Genomic DNA, 15,104 nt, shown 5'->3' with positions numbered 1-15,104 from the left:
ATACACTGTTTGAGTTCTCGGCAGATCTATTGAAATCTATGTAGAGATGGCTGAGGTTTGCGTCCGGGGGTGCCTGGGGGCCGTCTTGCGGAAAGTTCATCCCGGTTTGAGCGTGGATTCCGGGTCGCAGTTTCCTCTAGCGGGCCCAACCGGAAACTGCGACCCGGTTTTCGGCCAAATAACGGGATGCCCTTTCCGCAGGCGCGCTCAATCGCCCTATATTTCAAGTCACCTATAGCTAACATTTGCGCAGCTCAACGGCCTCACCTGCATGTTTTTTAGTAAGCCGTAGCATACTCGGCGAACGGTATGAAGATGCCGGTCAGAGGGTATTGCAAACGGTCGCTCCCGTGGTATGTTTTTGCCCGAATCAAACCGACGCGCATCGCCTGTAGCGTCGGTCAACAGAGAGGAAACTACCATGGCTCATCCCGTAATTGATGCCGACGAGTGCATCGCTTGTGGCGTTTGCGTCGACTCCTGCCCCGCTGGCGTTCTGGAGCTCCAGGACGTCGCTACCGTCGCTGACGAGGATTCCTGCGTCGCCTGTGGCGCTTGCCAGGACGCTTGCCCCGCCGGCGCGATCACCGAGATCGTCGAGGAGTAACAACTCCCCCACTTGCACACTCACAAGTACACCGTGCACAAAAAAGGAGGCCTCCGCATCGCCGCGGAGGCCTCCTTTTGCATTCGTCGTTACTAGGACAGGTCATCTTCGTAGGGCATTAGGTCTGCCAGATAGCCCTTCTCCTTGAGCATGGCCTCGATCTCGTCGAGAGTTTGCTCGTCTTCTGCCGCAATGCGATGGAAGTGATAGCCGCTGGTTACCGTCAGCAGCGGAAAGCTCTTGCCGCTCTCGATATCGTGCAGGTAGCGCTCAACATCGCGACGATTGCGGATATCCAAGTCGGCCGTGATCTTACCGTACACGCGGTGATTGACGATCACGTTGAGCACGGCGCCTCCGGCGTCGACGACACTCGTGAGCTCATCGCCTGCCTGCTCCACGCTGTGGCGAACCTTGACCAAGCGCGTGGGCACAGCGGGGCTGCTGGGGGCCTCCTGCAGCACATAACCACGGTTGGTCGCCACGATATCGTGTCCGTCGGCGCGCAGCAGGGCAATGTCCTGCACCACGACCTGGCGGCTCACACCCACCTCGCGGGCAAGCGCGCTGCCCGAAACGGGCTCCGTGGCCCCCTCGAGTACGCCCATGATGGCGCGGCGACGCTCGCGGGCATCCATTATTTACCGTCCAGCAGACGCAGGTGCTTAAGCGAAAGGTCGAGGATCGGCGCAGAGTGCGTCAACGCCCCCGAGCTAATAAAGTCAACGCCCAGGTCGGCGAGCGCTCGGACATTGCTGGCGTCCACGTTGCCCGAGCACTCGGTCTTGGCGCGGCCGGCGATAAGCTCGATCGCGGCAGCCATGTCGTCGTGGGTCATGTTGTCGAACATGATGATATCGGCGCCGGCCTCCACGGCCTCGCGCACCATGTCCAGGTTCTCGCACTCAATCTCGACCGTCGTGGTAAACGATGCATGGGCGCGCGCCATCTCAATCGCGCGTGCCACGCCACCGGCGGCGTCGATGTGGTTGTCCTTGAGCATGACAGCCGTCGACAGGTTATAGCGGTGGTTGCTGCCGCCGCCGATCTCGACTGCGGCCTTCTCGAAGACGCGCATTCCCGGCGTGGTCTTGCGCGTGTCGACAAGCACGGTCTTGGTGCCCTCGAGCGCAGCCGCCATCCGATGCGTGTAAGTGGCGATGCCGCTCATGCGCTGCAGATAGTTGAGCGCCACGCGCTCGCCCGAAAGCAGCACGCGCGCGTCGCCGCGCACCTGGCCCACATGGTCGCCAGCGTGCACCTCGTCGCCGTCCGCGACATCGAACAACACGGAGCTCTGCGGATCCAGCAGCTCAAAGGTGCGGGCGAATACGTCCAGGCCGGCGATAATGCCGTCGGCCTTGGCGATGAGCTCAACGGTAGCGGGGCGCGCCGTGGGGCACACGCTCGCCGTGCTCACGTCCTCAAACGTGATGTCCTCGCGCAGAGCCTGCAGAATCAGATCATCGACGACGAGCTTCATGGTAATGGGATTCATGGTTTACTCCTCCACGGCCTGCGTGCCGGCGGCACGGGCCAAATCATCGATTGCAAGGGGGTCGGCGCTCAGGGCGCGGTGACGCCCGTCAAGCGCGGGCTCACCGGCCTGCTCCACGGCCAGCGACTCGCCGGTACGCATATACCACGCGGCGCGGCGGCCCCAGACCAGAGACTCGAGCAGGCTGTTAGAAGCTAGGCGATTCTTGCCGTGAACGCCGTTGCAGGCCGTCTCGCCCGCGGCGTAGAGCTCGGGCATCGAGGTGCGACCGTCCTTGTCGACCCACACGCCGCCCATAAAGTAGTGCTGCGTGGGCGTAACGGGAATGGTCTCGTCCAAGATATCGCGACCGTCCTCCAGGCAGCGCGCGCGGATGTTGGTAAAGTGCCCGGTCACCACATCGCGCTCGACGGGGGCAAAGCTCAGCCATTCGTGCTCGGTGCCGTCCTGCTTCATCTGCTCGCGAATAGCAGCGGCGACCACATCGCGCGGCTGCAACTCGTCGGTAAAGCGCTCGCCGGCGGCGTTGAGCAAAATCGCGCCCTCGCCGCGGCAGCTCTCGCTGATCAGGAAGGTGCGGCCCGGCTGCGGCGAGAACAGTCCCGTGGGGTGAATCTGCACGTAGTCCAGGTGCTCCATCTTAATGCCATGCTCCTGAGCAATGTAGCAGGCATCGCCCGTGAGCTGCGGGTAGTTAGTCGAATGGTCGTATACGCCGCCGATACCGCCCGTAGCCCACAGCGTGTGGCGGGCATGGATCTTAAAAGGCTCGCCGGCATGCACGCCCTCAGCGGCATTTGCCAGCTCGTCGGCGGGGCGAGCCGAATCGCCCTCATCCACGGCAACGGCGACAACGCCGGTGCACACCGTGGCGTCATCGCGCTCGGCGGTCAGGATGTCGGTCATGGCAACGTGTTCGAGAATCTGCACGTTGTCCAGCTTACGGACAGCCTGGAGCAGCTTGGTCGTAATCTCCTTGCCCGTAATATCGGCATGGAAGGCGATGCGCGGGCGGCTGTGCGCGCCCTCGCGGGTAAAGTCGAGGCTGCCGTCGGCCTTGCGCTCAAAGTCCACGCCCATCGCCAGCAGGTCGTTGATGACCGAGCGGCTCGAGCGGATCATGATGTCAACGCTCTCGCGGCGGTTCTCGTAATGGCCGGCGTGCATGGTGTCCTCAAAGAAGGCATCGTAGTCAGAGCCCTCGGGCAGTACGCAGATGCCGCCCTGCGCGAGCATCGAATCGCACTCGTCGATGGCGCCCTTGGAGAGCATGATTACGCGCGTGCTCGTCGGCAGATTGAGAGCCGCATACAGGCCCGCCACGCCGCAACCGGCAATGACGACGTCACACTCCATATCGGGGTATTGTTTGGTTTCCACAGGAATCCTCTCCCTTGTAATGTGGCATAAGGGATGGTCCCTCATGTCACATTGGCTTAGCGCGTCGCGTACTCGAGCATGCGGTCGAGTGTGAGCTTGGCCTGATCGGCGGCCTCTTCCGACACGCCAATCTGCACCTCGCCCTCGCCCGTCTCCAGGCAGTGCACGAGCTTTTCGAGCGTGATGAGATCCATGTTGACGCAGGTGGGCCGCACCGCAGGGAAGTAGAACTTCTTGCCGGTGCCCTGGCAGCGGCGCTCGAGTTCGTAGAGCACGCCGCGGACCGTCACGATGATGAACTCGCTCGCGTCGGACTCCTCGGCATACTTGATGATGCCGGCGGTGGAGCCGATGTAGTCGGCCTCGGCCAGGACGTCGGCCTTGCACTCGGGGTGCGCCAGCACGAGCGCGTCGGGGTGGGCCTCCGTCGCGTCGACGATCTGCTCGACGGTGATGATGTGATGGCGCGGGCAGTAGCCGTTGTTGAGGATGACGTGCTTTTGCGGCACCTGCTCGGCTACGAAGCGTCCCAGGTTTTGGTCGGGAATGAACAGGATATGCTGCTGCGGCAGCTCGGACACGATCTTAACGGCGTTGGAGCTGGTGACGCACACGTCGCTCCAGCTCTTGATCTCGACCGTGGAGTTGACGTAGCACACCACGGCCAGGTCGTCGCCGTACTCGGCGCGCGCCGCGTCGACCGTCTCGCGCTTGACCATGTGCGCCATGGGACAGTCCGCGCCCGGCTCGGGCAGCAGCACGGTCTTAGTGGGATTGAGCAGCTTGGCGCTCTCGCCCATAAACTCCACGCCGCACAGCACGATGGTCTGCTGCGGCAGGCTTTTGGCGAGCTTTGCCAGGTAGAAGCTGTCGCCGACGTAATCGGCAACGGCTTGGACCTCGGGCGCCACGTAATAGTGCGCCAGGATTACCGCGTCACGTTGGGTTTTTAGTTGATGAATGGCCTCGACGAGCTCTGCGGGCACCAGCGCCGCACGCTCCGTTGCCGTCGTTGCCGATGCCAGGCCGGCCGCGATATCGCGTGCAAGCTCCGACGCATCCATGTTCGCGCTCTGTGCCATCAAGGCCCCTCTCTTTTGGCGAATCTTGGGGCTTTAGTATGACACCTAGGTTTACAGCTGACAAGACAGCTGTAAACCTAGGTGTCAAGTTGAAATAAAGATTCAATCATGTGGCAAGTCCATTTTCGAACTGGCAAGCTGAGGATAGCCGGGCTTTCGATAGCGCAGGAGGCATCTTTCGCCACCGCAACACCGCTTGGCGCGAGCTGCACGCCGTGGGGCGCAAACGGTCCGTACCCCCGCAAGCGGCGCGTGCCCGATGTGGCAAAATCGAACTACTTAAGGGGGCCGAATGCTCAAGATTATTGCCTGCGACGATGATGTCACTTTTCTAGATAGACTGCACCGGATGATCGACCGTTGGTCGACCGAGACGGGCACGGCGGTCGATGTTGCGCTCGTCACGCGCGGCGAGGACCTGCTGGCCCGCCATGCCGCATCGCGCGCCGACATCATCTTACTCGATATGATCATGCCGCTCGTCAACGGCATGGACACCGCACGCGAACTGCGCCAGGCCGACACCGCCGTGCGCCTGGTGTTCCTCACCTCGTCGCCCGAGTTCGCGCTGGAATCCTACGAGGTCCGCGCCTTCGACTACCTGCTCAAGCCCGTGACTTACGAACGCCTGGCGCAGTTACTCGACGAGCTTTCGAGCATGCGCCCGGCGGCAACCGACGAGCTCGTGATCAAAACTTCCTTTGGCTACCACGCCCTGCGCCTGTCCGACATCGAATATGCCGAAGCGCGCAACAAGCACGTGGTCTTCCACCTGCGCGACGGACGCGATATCGAGGCACTCGAGTCATTCCGCAGCGTCGAGGACCGTTTGGTGCAAAATGCCACCGCAGCTACCAGGTCAACCTGCGCAATATCGATCACTTTGACCGCACGGACATCGTCATGCGCTCGGGCGCGTGCATCCCGCTTTCGCGCAGCTGCAAGCAGGGATTCCAAGACGCCTACTTTGCGGCGCGCTTTGAGGGTGGGAGACACTGATGGTCTCCTCGGTCGAAATGGTCCTTTGGGCAATCCACCACGCCACGACGCTGCTCTTTGGCGTCTTTGCCTCGGCGGCGCTGTGCGGTGTCGAGATCAACCGGCGTCATGCGCTTGAACTGGTGCTGGTCGGTGCCGTAACCGGATGCGCATTTGGCCTCGCCAATGCCGTCGGCGGCGAGCTTTTCGCCCGCCAGGTATATCCGATCGTCGTGCATCTGCCGCTCGTCATCTATTTGTGCGCGCGCTACCGCCTGAGCCCGCTGCTTGCCGTGCTCGGCATTACGAGTGCCTATCTGAGCTGCCAGTTCAGCAATTGGATGGGCATCGCCGCATTTGCCGCAACCGATTCTCAGATCGCGTACTATCTGGCGCGCATCGCGACCACACTCGCCGTCTTTGCCGTCCTGTTGCATTGGGCCGGCGACATCGGTCCGCGCTTGGCGATTAAAAGCACCACCGAGCTGGGCATCCTTTTAATCCTGCCGCTCGTCTATTACGTCTTTGACTATGCCACCAACGTCTACACCACGCTGTTCCACTCGGGCTCGGTGGTAACGGTTGAGTTTTTGGCATTTGCGCTCTGTGCCTTCTATCTTATGTTTCTTGCCGTTTACCTGCGCGAATACGAAGAAAAGGAAACCGCCGAGCGAGAGCGCTGGATGCTCGAAACCCGCGACAGCGCCGCCATCAAAGAGCTCGAGGCTTGGCGTCAATCTGGGCGCGAGCTGTCGATTCTTCGCCACGACATGCGCCACTTCCTACGCGGCCTGGCCGCTTTAATTGAGGAGGGCCACACCGACGAGGCGCTCGATCGCATCGACGAACTCTGCGAAGCCGGCGACCGCACCGCCGTACGCCGCTTCTGCGCCAACGAGACCGTAAACATCGCGCTTTCGTCATTTAACTCGGATATCAATAGAAACGGCATTACCGCCAACCTGCGCGCCGCCGTACCCGAAACCATCCACGTAGGTGAAGCCGACCTGTTTAGCGTGCTCTCAAATGCCTTGGAAAACGCTATCACCGCTGCAAGCGCCGCACCCCAAGGAAAGCGATTCGTCGACTTTGACCTGCGATTAGAGGACGGCCAGCTGCTGCTGTTAGTTTCCAACACGTTTGACCGCGCGCCGCGCATGGTCGACGGCATGCCCGTAACCCGGCATGCGGGCCACGGCTTTGGCACCAAGAGCATCAAACTTGCCGTGGAGCGCATGAACGGCAACTGTCAGTTCCGCATTAACGGCGATCGGTTTGAGCTGCGCGCTGTGATGTAGAAGTGCGGCGCCGATCTCGAGGCGCGCCTTGCCCGCCAGGCAATCGCTCGCCGGCGCCAATCCGCTACAGCGGGGCGGCCGCCGGAGTCAGCTGCTTGATGTAGGCCCACATGCGCTGCTTAGCGGCCTTGTCGGTGAGCGCCGCCTCGAAACCGTCGAGCGCGAGCACGCGGCGACCCTGCACATGGGCGACCAAGCCGGGCCTGAGCATGGCGGTGTCGAAGTCATCGATCGCCACGAGCATATCGGCGTAGGTCTCGCGCATGGCGTCAGCCGCGTTGTTGTCGAGCAGTAGCACCGCCTCGGGGTCCAAAGCCTCAAGCGCCTCACGGAACAGCTCGCACGGCAGAGTCTCGCCCACCGCGACCGCTCCGTCACCCACGCCGGCGACGCTTGCCAGCACGCAAAAATCCTCGGGCGCGTAGCCGATGGCCCCAAGCGCCTTGCGCAACGCCGCGCCATCCGGGCCGGCGGCAAGCTCGCCACCCGAACGCTCGGCCTCGTCCAAATCGCCTTTGACCAGCACGATCGGCGAGCACGCGTTGCCCGCGATACGCACGCCACGACCCGCGAGCGATGCGAGCTCCTGCTCGGTCGCCTGGGCGATGGCTTCTTTTTTCTGGCTTTGTGACGTGGGCATGCGCTCTCCAATCGTTTGCGTGCCCACCATTATATAAAAGAGCTGCCCGCGAGTGGTTGCTTTGCGGGCGGCTGGGTATAAGCACGGTCGTACTGAGTTTTACGCGGCTGAGCCGCGTCGCATTATGGAGGTCACCATGGCTGACATTAAGCAGATTACCCCCGAGAACTTCGATTCCGTCGTTAACGACAGCCTGCCCGTGCTGGTCGATTTTTGGGCACCGTGGTGCGGTCCCTGCCGCTCCCTCTCGCCCATCGTTGACGAGGTTGCCGATGAGCTGGCGGGCAAGCTTGCCGTTGCCAAATGCAACGTCGACGACAACCAGGACCTGGCCATGAAGTATGGCGTCATGAGCATCCCCACGCTGATTGTGTTTAAGAACGGCGAAGAGATTGACCGCTCGGTTGGCGCTCTGCCCAAGGCGAGGCTGCAGGCGCTGCTGGAAAAGCATCTGTAATACGCTTGTTACATATTGCCGTCTGCCTGCCGTCCATGAGCGCTTTTACGCCGCTCGCCGGACTTCTGAATGCACCGAGTGCAACCGCGGATAGTATGGTAGTCACAAACAGCCCCCAGTGAACGGGTGCGGGTCGCACAGACTCGTACCCGTTTTCTTATGTAACTGCGCGCAGAGCGGGCGTAGTAAAATCTGAACCACTGAACTGCCCCATACAAAAGGAGATTTCCCATGCATGATGTTGGAATGAACATGAGCCAGCTTGCCATGAGCGTCAAGCAGGTCGACGACACCATCGAGCTCGCTCACGAATGGAGCCATCAGTTGCTGCATGCGACCGAGAATTTTGACATGGAGCGCATCGGCGCCAAGCTCGAGGCCGCCATGGCCGCGCTGCACGAGGCCCACGACGCACTCGAGGGCTACGAGGAAGCCATCGAGGCCGACCACAACTCCGTCGGCTCCGTGAAGCTGGTGTAAGGTGGCCGAACACGAGCACGGCTGCGGGTACGAGCACGAGCACCCGCACGGGGCGGACGGTGACGCGGACTGCCACTGTAGTGGCTCCGGCTCCGAGCTGGTCCGCTTTTCGGTTACCGCACCGGACGACCTGCTGCGCCGTTTTGACGAACAGATCGCGCGCCGCGGCGACGTGGCCAACCGCTCCGAGGCCGTGCGCGACCTGATTCGCGCCTCGATCGCCAAAGAGCAGATGCGCACGCCCGATGAGCACGTTATCGGGTCGCTCACCATGATCTACGACCATCACACCGGCGATCTGACGCGCCGCCTGGACGAGGTGCAGCACGACTACACCGACGAGATCGTGTCGACCATGCACGTGCATCTGGATCACCACAACTGCTTGGAGATTCTGGCGCTCAAGGGTCGCGGCGAGCGCGTCTACGAACTAGCCGACCGCCTGCTGGGCCTGCGCGGCGTTAAGCACGGCGAGCTCACGTGCGCCGCCACCAAGCAGAGCCTGGGGCTGTAGCGGGATTTCCCGCAGCGCACCTGCCAAAAAGGGACAGGTTTGTTTTGGCAGGTTTAGAAGTTTTACCTACCAAAACAAACCTGTCCTTTTTTGGTCGGTTTTGATGAGGGGTGTCGCATGCGGCATGTGCATATTCATGTGACGGGCATTGTGCAGGGCGTTGGCATGCGACCGTTTGTGTATCGCGAGGCCATGGCGCATGGCATTTGCGGATGGGTGCTCAATGCGGGCGACGGCGTGCATATCGAGGCGCACGCTTGTGCCGAGGCGGTTGACGGATTTGTCGCTGCGCTTTCTGAGCATGCGCCCGCGGCGGCTCGCGTTGAGCGAGTCGATATTGCGGATTTGGAGCCTGGCGGTTGGAGCACTGCCGATGAGCAGGGCTTTCACATTGTGGCGTCGCAGGACCAGACCGCGCACACCACACTTGTCTCGCCCGATATCGCCACCTGTGACGATTGCCTGCGCGAGTTGTTCGATCCCGCCGACCGACGCTATCACTACCCCTTTATCAACTGCACTAACTGCGGACCGCGCTTTACCATCATCCGCTCGCTGCCTTACGATCGAGCGGCTACCTCGATGGACCGTTTTCCCATGTGCCCCGAGTGTGCCGCGGAGTATGCCAATCCGCTCGACCGGCGTTTTCACGCGCAGCCCGATGCCTGCTTTGATTGCGGGCCGCATATTACGTGGCGTGAGGCTGTGAACGGCGATGCGTGCGGAAATTCGTCCGCGACACCGGCCGTCGGCACCACACGCGAGGCCAGCGACGCCATCATCGAGCGCTGCGTTGAGCTGCTGGCCAGCGGTGGCGTCGTCGCCATCAAGGGCCTGGGCGGATTCCATCTAGCCTGTGATGCTGCCAACGAGCAGGCGGTGGCCGAGTTGCGCCATCGCAAACGCCGCAGTAACAAACCACTTGCCGTCATGGTGCGCAGTCTTGCCGATGCCGGGCGCCTGTGCCATATCGACGACGCTGAGCGCGAGCTTCTCGCCGGCAGCATCCGTCCCATTGTGCTGCTGCGCCGACGCACTGTTGGCGAGGGCAACGGCGATTCTCCCGACGCCCTCGTACTCGCACCGTCCGTCGCGCACGACCTGCCCGAGCTTGGCGTTATGCTCCCCTACACCCCGCTTCAGCATCTTCTGCTTGCAGCTGCCGCGTCGCACGGCATGCACGCGCTCGTCATGACCAGCGGCAACCTGAGCGAAGAGCCCATCGAGACCGATGACGATCTTGCCTGGGAACGCCTCGTTGCCGCCGGCATTGCCGACGCGCTGCTCGGCAACGATCGAGCGATTCTCTCGCGCTATGACGATTCCGTGGTGCGCGTGGTTGACGGCGCCGTTATGCCCGTGCGCCGCGCTCGCGGATATGCACCCCAGCCGCTGCCGTTGCCGGCGCTCGACCGCGCTCCGTCCTGCGTGCTCGCCTGCGGGCCACAACAAAAGGCCACGATTGCGCTCACGCGTGAAGGGACGAACGGCGAGGCAACCTGTTTTGTGTCGCAGCATATCGGCGATGTTGAAAACGGCGGGACCTTCGATGCCTGGAACGCTGCGCGCACGCGCTTGGAAGATCTCTTTGATTTGGCGCCCGCCGCCTTGGCCTGCGATTTACACCCCAGCTATCTATCGGGCCAGTGGGCGCGCGAGCAGGCGCGAAAATGCAATCTGCCGCTCGTCGAGGTGCAGCACCATCATGCGCATATCGCGAGCGTAATGGCCGAAGCCATCGCCGCGGGCCAGCTTACAACCGACGCGCGTGTCCTTGGCATCGCCTTTGACGGCACCGGCGCCGGCACCGATGGGACCATTTGGGGCGGCGAGTTTCTTGTTGCCAGCCTTGGCGGCTTTGAGCGCGCCGCGCATTTGCGCACCTGGGCGCTCCCCGGCGGGGCGGCCTCCGTGCGCGACGCCTGCCGCAACGCCTTTGCCCTGCTCAGTGAGCTCGGCCTGCTCGAGCACCCAGGTGCCGCTCGGCTTTTGGACAGCCTCGGCGAGCAAACGCGCAGCGTGACAGCCACCATGATCGAGCGCGGCATCAACAGCCCGCGTACCAGCAGCATGGGGCGTCTCTTTGATGCCGCGGCAGCAATTCTGGGCATCTGCGACAAGGCAACCTACGAGGGCGAACCCGCCATCGAGCTTGAGGCTGCCGCCTGGCGCGCGCTCGACAACGAAATCGCCCATTTTCCCGACGACAACGCCGGCCATTTCGCATCTGGCCCATCGTGGCTGAACGGCCCCCATGTTCTGGATCAGAAAGCACTCTTTGAGACACTTTTGGGAGGAACTGAAGCCGGAGCGCCCGCCGACAGGCTCGCACTCGACTTCCATGTCGCCGTCGCGCGCTCCTCGGCGCGCATCGCCAGCGATATCTGCGTGCACGAGGGCATCGACACCGTCGCGCTCTCGGGCGGCGTGTTCATGAACCGACTTCTGCTTCAACTCCTCACCCGCGAGCTCAAAAGCGCAGGCCTTACTGTCCTCGTCCCCCAAACCGTGCCCGTTAACGACGGCTGCATCGCCTACGGTCAGGCGGCAGTCGCACGCGCTCGCCTCGCGCAGATTGCATCACAGTAGCTCGCCCTCGCACGCCGCCGCGCCCAGCCGTCTCACAGGCGTAACGCGTTTGCCCGCGAACCCCGCGAGCGCTACCATCAACTGATGGATTATTAAGCGCCCATCCAGCGCAAAGCGTATAAAAGGGGAACAATATGTGCCTTGCCGTTCCCGGCAAAGTAGTCAAACGCGACGACGACCTCAAGGCCACCGTCGACATGATGGGCATCGAGCGCCCCGTGTCGCTGAGACTCGTGCCGACGGCGCAGGTAGGCGACTATATTCTCGTACACGCCGGCTTTGGCATCCAGATCGTCGACGAGCAGGAAGCGCAAGAAACGCTCGAGCTCGTTAATGCCATGACCGAACTGGCCGAAGAAGACCAACTGGCCAGCAACCCGGCCGAGGCATACTAGTGGCGGCCGGACAGCCGGCGCGCTCCGGTATCGACTTTTCGGCATTTCGCGATTCCAAGCTGGCTCGCGAGCTCATCGAGCGCATTCATGAGCTTGTCGGCGACCGCGCCATCAACCTTATGGAAGTCTGCGGCACGCATACCGTGAGCATCGGGCGCTATGGCTTTCGCTCCATTATGCCGGCCGGGCTCAAGCTGCTGAGCGGCCCGGGCTGCCCCGTCTGCGTCACCGCCAACCGCGACATCGACCACGCAATCGCGCTCGCCAACATAGACGGCGCCATCATCACCACCTTTGGCGACATGATGCGCGTGCCCGGATCATCCACCTCGCTCGCTGCGCAAAAGGCGGCGGGGCGCGATATTCGCATCGTCTACTCCCCGCTCGATGCACTCGATATCGCCGAGCAAAACCCTGATCGCCCGGTCATTTTTATGGGCGTGGGCTTTGAGACCACAACGCCCACCATCGCCGCCGCCATTTTGGAGGCCGATGCACGCGGACTCCAAAACTTCTCGGTCTATTGCGCCCACAAGACCACGCCGCCGGCGTTGCGCGCCATCGCCAACGACCCCGAGACCGCCATCGACGGCTTTATCCTGCCGGGCCACGTCGCCACCATCACGGGCTTGGCGCCCTTTAGCTTTTTGGTCGACGAGTTTAAGACTCCAGGCGTGGTAACGGGATTTGAGCCGGTCGACATCTTGCAGGGTATCTGCATGCTGGTCCAGATGGTTGTTGAGGGGCAACCCGCGATCGACAACGCCTACCGTCGCGGCGTCAATGCCGACGGCAATCCCGTGGCGCGCCAGCTGGTCGAGCAGGTATTTGAGCCGTGCGATACCACATGGCGCGGGCTGGGATCGATTGCGGCTTCGGGGCTCGCCATTCGTCCCGAGTTTTCGCACTTTGATGCCAGCATGCGCTTTGACGTGCCCATCGAGCCGACGGTCGAGCCACGCGGGTGCCGCTGCGGCGACGTGCTGCGCGGGGCCATTACGCCGAGCGACTGCCCCCTGTTCGGCCACGCTTGTACGCCCGAGCATCCCGTCGGCCCCTGCATGGTGAGCTCCGAGGGCAGCTGCGCAGCATATTTCCGCTACCGAGGCTAATAGGTTCCGCCGTTCTAACGAACGGCGGACGAGTCGACGGCGCGCCTCACCCATATAATTCCACCCACGATTGGAGTTTTCGATATGTCCCATAGTGTCTCCGATAGCACTGTCTTGCTGGGCCACGGCTCCGGCGGACAGATGATGAAACGCATCATCGATGAGGTCTTTTTGGATGCCTTTGGGTCGCCCGAGTTGCTCGAGGGCAACGATGCCGGCGTCGCCGCGCTGCCCACGAGCGGGCGCATTGCCATGTCGACCGACAGCTTTGTAGTCTCGCCGCAGTTCTTCCCCGGTGGCAACATCGGCCGTCTCGCCGTGTGCGGAACCGTCAACGACGTCGCGACCTCGGGCGCCAACGTACGCTACCTATCGTGCGGCTTTATCCTCGAAGAGGGCTATCCCATGGACAAGCTCCGCCAGATTGTGCAGACGATGGCCGAGACGGCGCGCGAGGCGGGCGTGTCCATAATCACGGGCGACACTAAGGTGGTCGAGCGCGGCGGGGCCGACGGCGTCTATATCAATACCGCCGGCGTGGGCGAGGTGCCTGCGGGCGTGGCGCTCAGCGGCGCAAACTGCCAGCCCGGCGATGTCATCCTGGTATCGGGTACGCTGGGCGACCACGGCATCGCCATCATGAGCCAACGCGAGGGCTTGGCGTTTTCGAGCACGATCGAAAGCGATGCCGCACCGCTCAACCACCTGATTGCCGACGTTCTGGCCGCAGCGCCCGGCACGCGTTGCTTTCGCGACCCCACGCGCGGTGGCTTGGCCTCGACGCTCAACGAGTTTGCGCAGGCCAGCGGCGTTACCATGGAGATCGACGAGGTCGATGTGCCCGTGCGCCCAGACGTGCAGGCAGCCTGCGAGATGCTCGGCTACGATGTGCTGCAGGTGGCAAACGAGGGCAAGATGGTTGCCGTCGTGCCGGCCGAGCAAGCCGATGCCGCGCTGAGCGCCATGCGCGCCGCCCGCTACGGCGAGAATGCCGCCATCATCGGTCGCGTGCTGCCACTTGCCGAGGGCGCCCATCCCGCCGTGCGCGTGCGCACCGGCTGGGGCTCGACCCGCATCCTCGACATGCTCGTGGGAGAACAGCTGCCGAGGATTTGCTAGGGCGAAACCACACGGTCGGCGCGATGCGGCCTGATACCCCTGGAGATGTTCAGATTCCAAGCACGCCCAACGCGGAAGCCCAGTATTATGGGGTGCGTTTTAAACCCAATGACGGGAGTTTTTATGGCAGCAGCTTTTTCCCATGTGATCTTTGACCTGGACGGCACCATCCTCAACACACTCGAGGACCTGGCGGCCGCCGGCAACCATACCTGCGAGATGCACGGCTGGCCCACGTTTGCCGTAGACGAGTACCGCTACAAGGTGGGAAACGGCATGCTCAAGCTGGTTGAGCGCTTTATGCCCGCCGAGTATGCGGGCGACGGCCGCATGTTTGAGCAGGCGCTTGCCGAGTTTAGGGCTTACTACGGCGAGCACAAGGAGGACCACACCGCCCCCTATGCCGGCACGATCGAGATGCTCGACCGCCTACGCGCCGCGGGCGTTCAGCTTGCCGTGCTCACCAACAAGGACCACGTCTCGGCGGCTCCGCTTATCGAGAAGTATTTTGGTTCCGAGCGCTTTGCGCTGGTGCAGGGCCGCGTCGATGCGTTTCCGCCCAAGCCCGAGGCGCCTGTTACGCTGCATGTGATGGAAGAGCTAGGCGCCGATCCGTCGACCACGCTCTATGTGGGCGATTCCAATGTCGATATCCTGACCGGTCACAACGCCGGCCTTAAGAGTGCGGGCGTCAGCTGGGGCTTCCGCGGCCGCGCAGAGCTGGAGTCCGCCGGCGCCGACTACGTGGTGGACACCCAGAACGAGCTAGCGGCGCTGATTCTGGGCGAGTAACGAGCGACACTGCTTAACGCAGCTGCGACAATTCTTCCGCGCGGAAAGCGCATCCCGTTTTGGAGCTCCGGAATGGGATGCGCTTTCCGTTTGAGGCGCGTCGGGGAAACTGCATTCCGTTTTGGAGCAATATTCCGGGTCGCACTTTCCGCAGCCCATCTCA

16 protein-coding genes and 1 pseudogene are annotated in these 15,104 nt (G+C 62.5%); 12 read left to right on the top strand and 5 right to left on the bottom strand.

Translation table 11 applies throughout. The features are described 5' to 3' along the window. The first annotated feature begins 355 nt into the window (after window positions 1–355). Window positions 356–607 carry an indolepyruvate ferredoxin oxidoreductase subunit alpha gene (locus PMX60_RS02660; RefSeq protein ID WP_158564522.1) on the top strand — a complete coding sequence of 84 codons (252 nt, stop codon included), beginning with the start codon at window positions 356–358 and terminating at the stop codon, window positions 605–607. 92 nt (window positions 608–699) lie between these two features. On the opposite strand, the gene PMX60_RS02655 is transcribed toward PMX60_RS02660, so the two are convergent. Genes PMX60_RS02655 through nadA form a run of 4 tightly spaced genes read right to left on the bottom strand, consistent with a single transcriptional unit; the run spans window position 700 to window position 4,567 of the window. Continuing rightward, on the bottom strand, window positions 700–1,245 hold the full coding sequence (locus PMX60_RS02655; protein ID WP_271746783.1) for a transcription repressor NadR: 546 nt from the start codon (window positions 1,243–1,245) through the stop codon (window positions 700–702). Next, complete coding sequence (nadC, locus tag PMX60_RS02650; protein WP_271746782.1) at window positions 1,245–2,105, bottom strand: carboxylating nicotinate-nucleotide diphosphorylase; 861 nt, start codon at window positions 2,103–2,105, stop codon at window positions 1,245–1,247. The genes PMX60_RS02655 and nadC overlap by 1 nt, the downstream gene beginning before the upstream one ends. 3 nt (window positions 2,106–2,108) lie before the next feature. Further along, window positions 2,109–3,485, bottom strand: coding sequence for an FAD-binding protein (locus PMX60_RS02645; RefSeq protein WP_271746781.1), 1,377 nt, complete (start codon window positions 3,483–3,485; stop codon window positions 2,109–2,111). Between the two features lie 56 nt (window positions 3,486–3,541). Beyond that, window positions 3,542–4,567, bottom strand: coding sequence for a quinolinate synthase NadA (nadA, locus tag PMX60_RS02640; protein WP_271746780.1), 1,026 nt, complete (start codon window positions 4,565–4,567; stop codon window positions 3,542–3,544). 292 nt (window positions 4,568–4,859) lie between these two features. On the opposite strand from nadA, the pseudogene PMX60_RS10215 reads away from it, so the two are divergent. The 3 genes and pseudogenes from PMX60_RS10215 to PMX60_RS02630 form a co-directional block, all read left to right on the top strand. Beyond that, window positions 4,860–5,198: pseudogene (locus PMX60_RS10215) on the top strand (LytR/AlgR family response regulator transcription factor); the annotation flags it as partial. Next, the gene (locus PMX60_RS10210; protein ID WP_416377936.1) at window positions 5,141–5,566 is read left to right on the top strand and encodes a LytTR family DNA-binding domain-containing protein; all 426 of its coding nucleotides are present in this window, start codon (window positions 5,141–5,143) and stop codon (window positions 5,564–5,566) included. The pseudogene PMX60_RS10215 and the gene PMX60_RS10210, both read left to right, overlap by 58 nt. Next, window positions 5,566–6,843, top strand: coding sequence for a sensor histidine kinase (locus tag PMX60_RS02630; protein ID WP_271746778.1), 1,278 nt, complete (start codon window positions 5,566–5,568; stop codon window positions 6,841–6,843). The genes PMX60_RS10210 and PMX60_RS02630 overlap by 1 nt, the downstream gene beginning before the upstream one ends. A gap of 64 nt (window positions 6,844–6,907) precedes the next feature. Here PMX60_RS02630 and PMX60_RS02625 read toward each other — a convergent pair whose 3' ends face one another. Continuing rightward, window positions 6,908–7,483 (bottom strand): hypothetical protein, encoded by a 576-nt coding sequence (locus tag PMX60_RS02625; RefSeq protein WP_271746777.1) that lies wholly within the window; start codon window positions 7,481–7,483, stop codon window positions 6,908–6,910. Between the two features lie 136 nt (window positions 7,484–7,619). Between PMX60_RS02625 and trxA the strand changes: the two genes are divergently transcribed. From trxA to PMX60_RS02585, 8 genes are all read left to right on the top strand, one after another. After that, window positions 7,620–7,940: a thioredoxin gene (trxA, locus tag PMX60_RS02620; RefSeq protein ID WP_117735375.1), complete on the top strand. Its 321-nt coding sequence runs from the start codon at window positions 7,620–7,622 to the stop codon at window positions 7,938–7,940. 231 nt (window positions 7,941–8,171) lie between these two features. Beyond that, the gene (locus tag PMX60_RS02615; protein ID WP_006235225.1) at window positions 8,172–8,420 is read left to right on the top strand and encodes a hypothetical protein; all 249 of its coding nucleotides are present in this window, start codon (window positions 8,172–8,174) and stop codon (window positions 8,418–8,420) included. A 1-nt stretch (window position 8,421) separates the two neighbouring features. Then, window positions 8,422–8,934, top strand: coding sequence for a nickel-responsive transcriptional regulator NikR (nikR, locus tag PMX60_RS02610; protein ID WP_197032176.1), 513 nt, complete (start codon window positions 8,422–8,424; stop codon window positions 8,932–8,934). A gap of 117 nt (window positions 8,935–9,051) precedes the next feature. Next, the gene (gene hypF / locus PMX60_RS02605; RefSeq protein ID WP_271746776.1) at window positions 9,052–11,523 is read left to right on the top strand and encodes a carbamoyltransferase HypF; all 2,472 of its coding nucleotides are present in this window, start codon (window positions 9,052–9,054) and stop codon (window positions 11,521–11,523) included. 134 nt (window positions 11,524–11,657) lie between these two features. Then, window positions 11,658–11,918, top strand: coding sequence for a HypC/HybG/HupF family hydrogenase formation chaperone (locus PMX60_RS02600; protein ID WP_022094793.1), 261 nt, complete (start codon window positions 11,658–11,660; stop codon window positions 11,916–11,918). Beyond that, window positions 11,918–13,030, top strand: coding sequence for a hydrogenase formation protein HypD (gene hypD, locus PMX60_RS02595; protein ID WP_271746775.1), 1,113 nt, complete (start codon window positions 11,918–11,920; stop codon window positions 13,028–13,030). Before PMX60_RS02600 ends, hypD begins: the two co-directional genes overlap by 1 nt. A gap of 84 nt (window positions 13,031–13,114) precedes the next feature. Beyond that, window positions 13,115–14,149: a hydrogenase expression/formation protein HypE gene (hypE, locus tag PMX60_RS02590; protein ID WP_271746774.1), complete on the top strand. Its 1,035-nt coding sequence runs from the start codon at window positions 13,115–13,117 to the stop codon at window positions 14,147–14,149. Window positions 14,150–14,272: 123 nt separating this feature from the next. Beyond that, the gene (locus tag PMX60_RS02585; protein ID WP_271746773.1) at window positions 14,273–14,941 is read left to right on the top strand and encodes an HAD family hydrolase; all 669 of its coding nucleotides are present in this window, start codon (window positions 14,273–14,275) and stop codon (window positions 14,939–14,941) included. Window positions 14,942–15,104 lie beyond the last annotated feature (163 nt).

Origin of the sequence: Collinsella aerofaciens (assembly GCF_028206995.1) — a bacterium.
GTDB classification, from domain to species: Bacteria; Actinomycetota; Coriobacteriia; order Coriobacteriales; family Coriobacteriaceae; genus Collinsella; species Collinsella aerofaciens_AQ.
Note: the sequence above shows the minus strand (reverse complement) of the source record. Positions and strands in the feature narration are given on the sequence as shown.

What these genes read in the sequence shown, in the direction of transcription:
- hypE (WP_271746774.1), top strand. Translation starts at nt 13,115, where the DNA reads ATGTCCCATAGTGTCTCCGATAGCACTGTCTTGCTGGGCCACGGCTCC.
- PMX60_RS02585 (WP_271746773.1), top strand. Translation starts at nt 14,273, where the DNA reads ATGGCAGCAGCTTTTTCCCATGTGATCTTTGACCTGGACGGCACCATC.
- PMX60_RS02615 (WP_006235225.1), top strand. Translation starts at nt 8,172, where the DNA reads ATGCATGATGTTGGAATGAACATGAGCCAGCTTGCCATGAGCGTCAAG.
- nadC (WP_271746782.1), bottom strand. Translation starts at nt 2,105, where the DNA reads ATGAATCCCATTACCATGAAGCTCGTCGTCGATGATCTGATTCTGCAG.
- PMX60_RS02625 (WP_271746777.1), bottom strand. Translation starts at nt 7,483, where the DNA reads ATGCCCACGTCACAAAGCCAGAAAAAAGAAGCCATCGCCCAGGCGACC.
- PMX60_RS02655 (WP_271746783.1), bottom strand. Translation starts at nt 1,245, where the DNA reads ATGGATGCCCGCGAGCGTCGCCGCGCCATCATGGGCGTACTCGAGGGG.
- nadA (WP_271746780.1), bottom strand. Translation starts at nt 4,567, where the DNA reads ATGGCACAGAGCGCGAACATGGATGCGTCGGAGCTTGCACGCGATATC.
- PMX60_RS02630 (WP_271746778.1), top strand. Translation starts at nt 5,566, where the DNA reads ATGGTCTCCTCGGTCGAAATGGTCCTTTGGGCAATCCACCACGCCACG.
- trxA (WP_117735375.1), top strand. Translation starts at nt 7,620, where the DNA reads ATGGCTGACATTAAGCAGATTACCCCCGAGAACTTCGATTCCGTCGTT.
- PMX60_RS02660 (WP_158564522.1), top strand. Translation starts at nt 356, where the DNA reads ATGTTTTTGCCCGAATCAAACCGACGCGCATCGCCTGTAGCGTCGGTC.
- PMX60_RS02600 (WP_022094793.1), top strand. Translation starts at nt 11,658, where the DNA reads ATGTGCCTTGCCGTTCCCGGCAAAGTAGTCAAACGCGACGACGACCTC.
- hypF (WP_271746776.1), top strand. Translation starts at nt 9,052, where the DNA reads ATGCGGCATGTGCATATTCATGTGACGGGCATTGTGCAGGGCGTTGGC.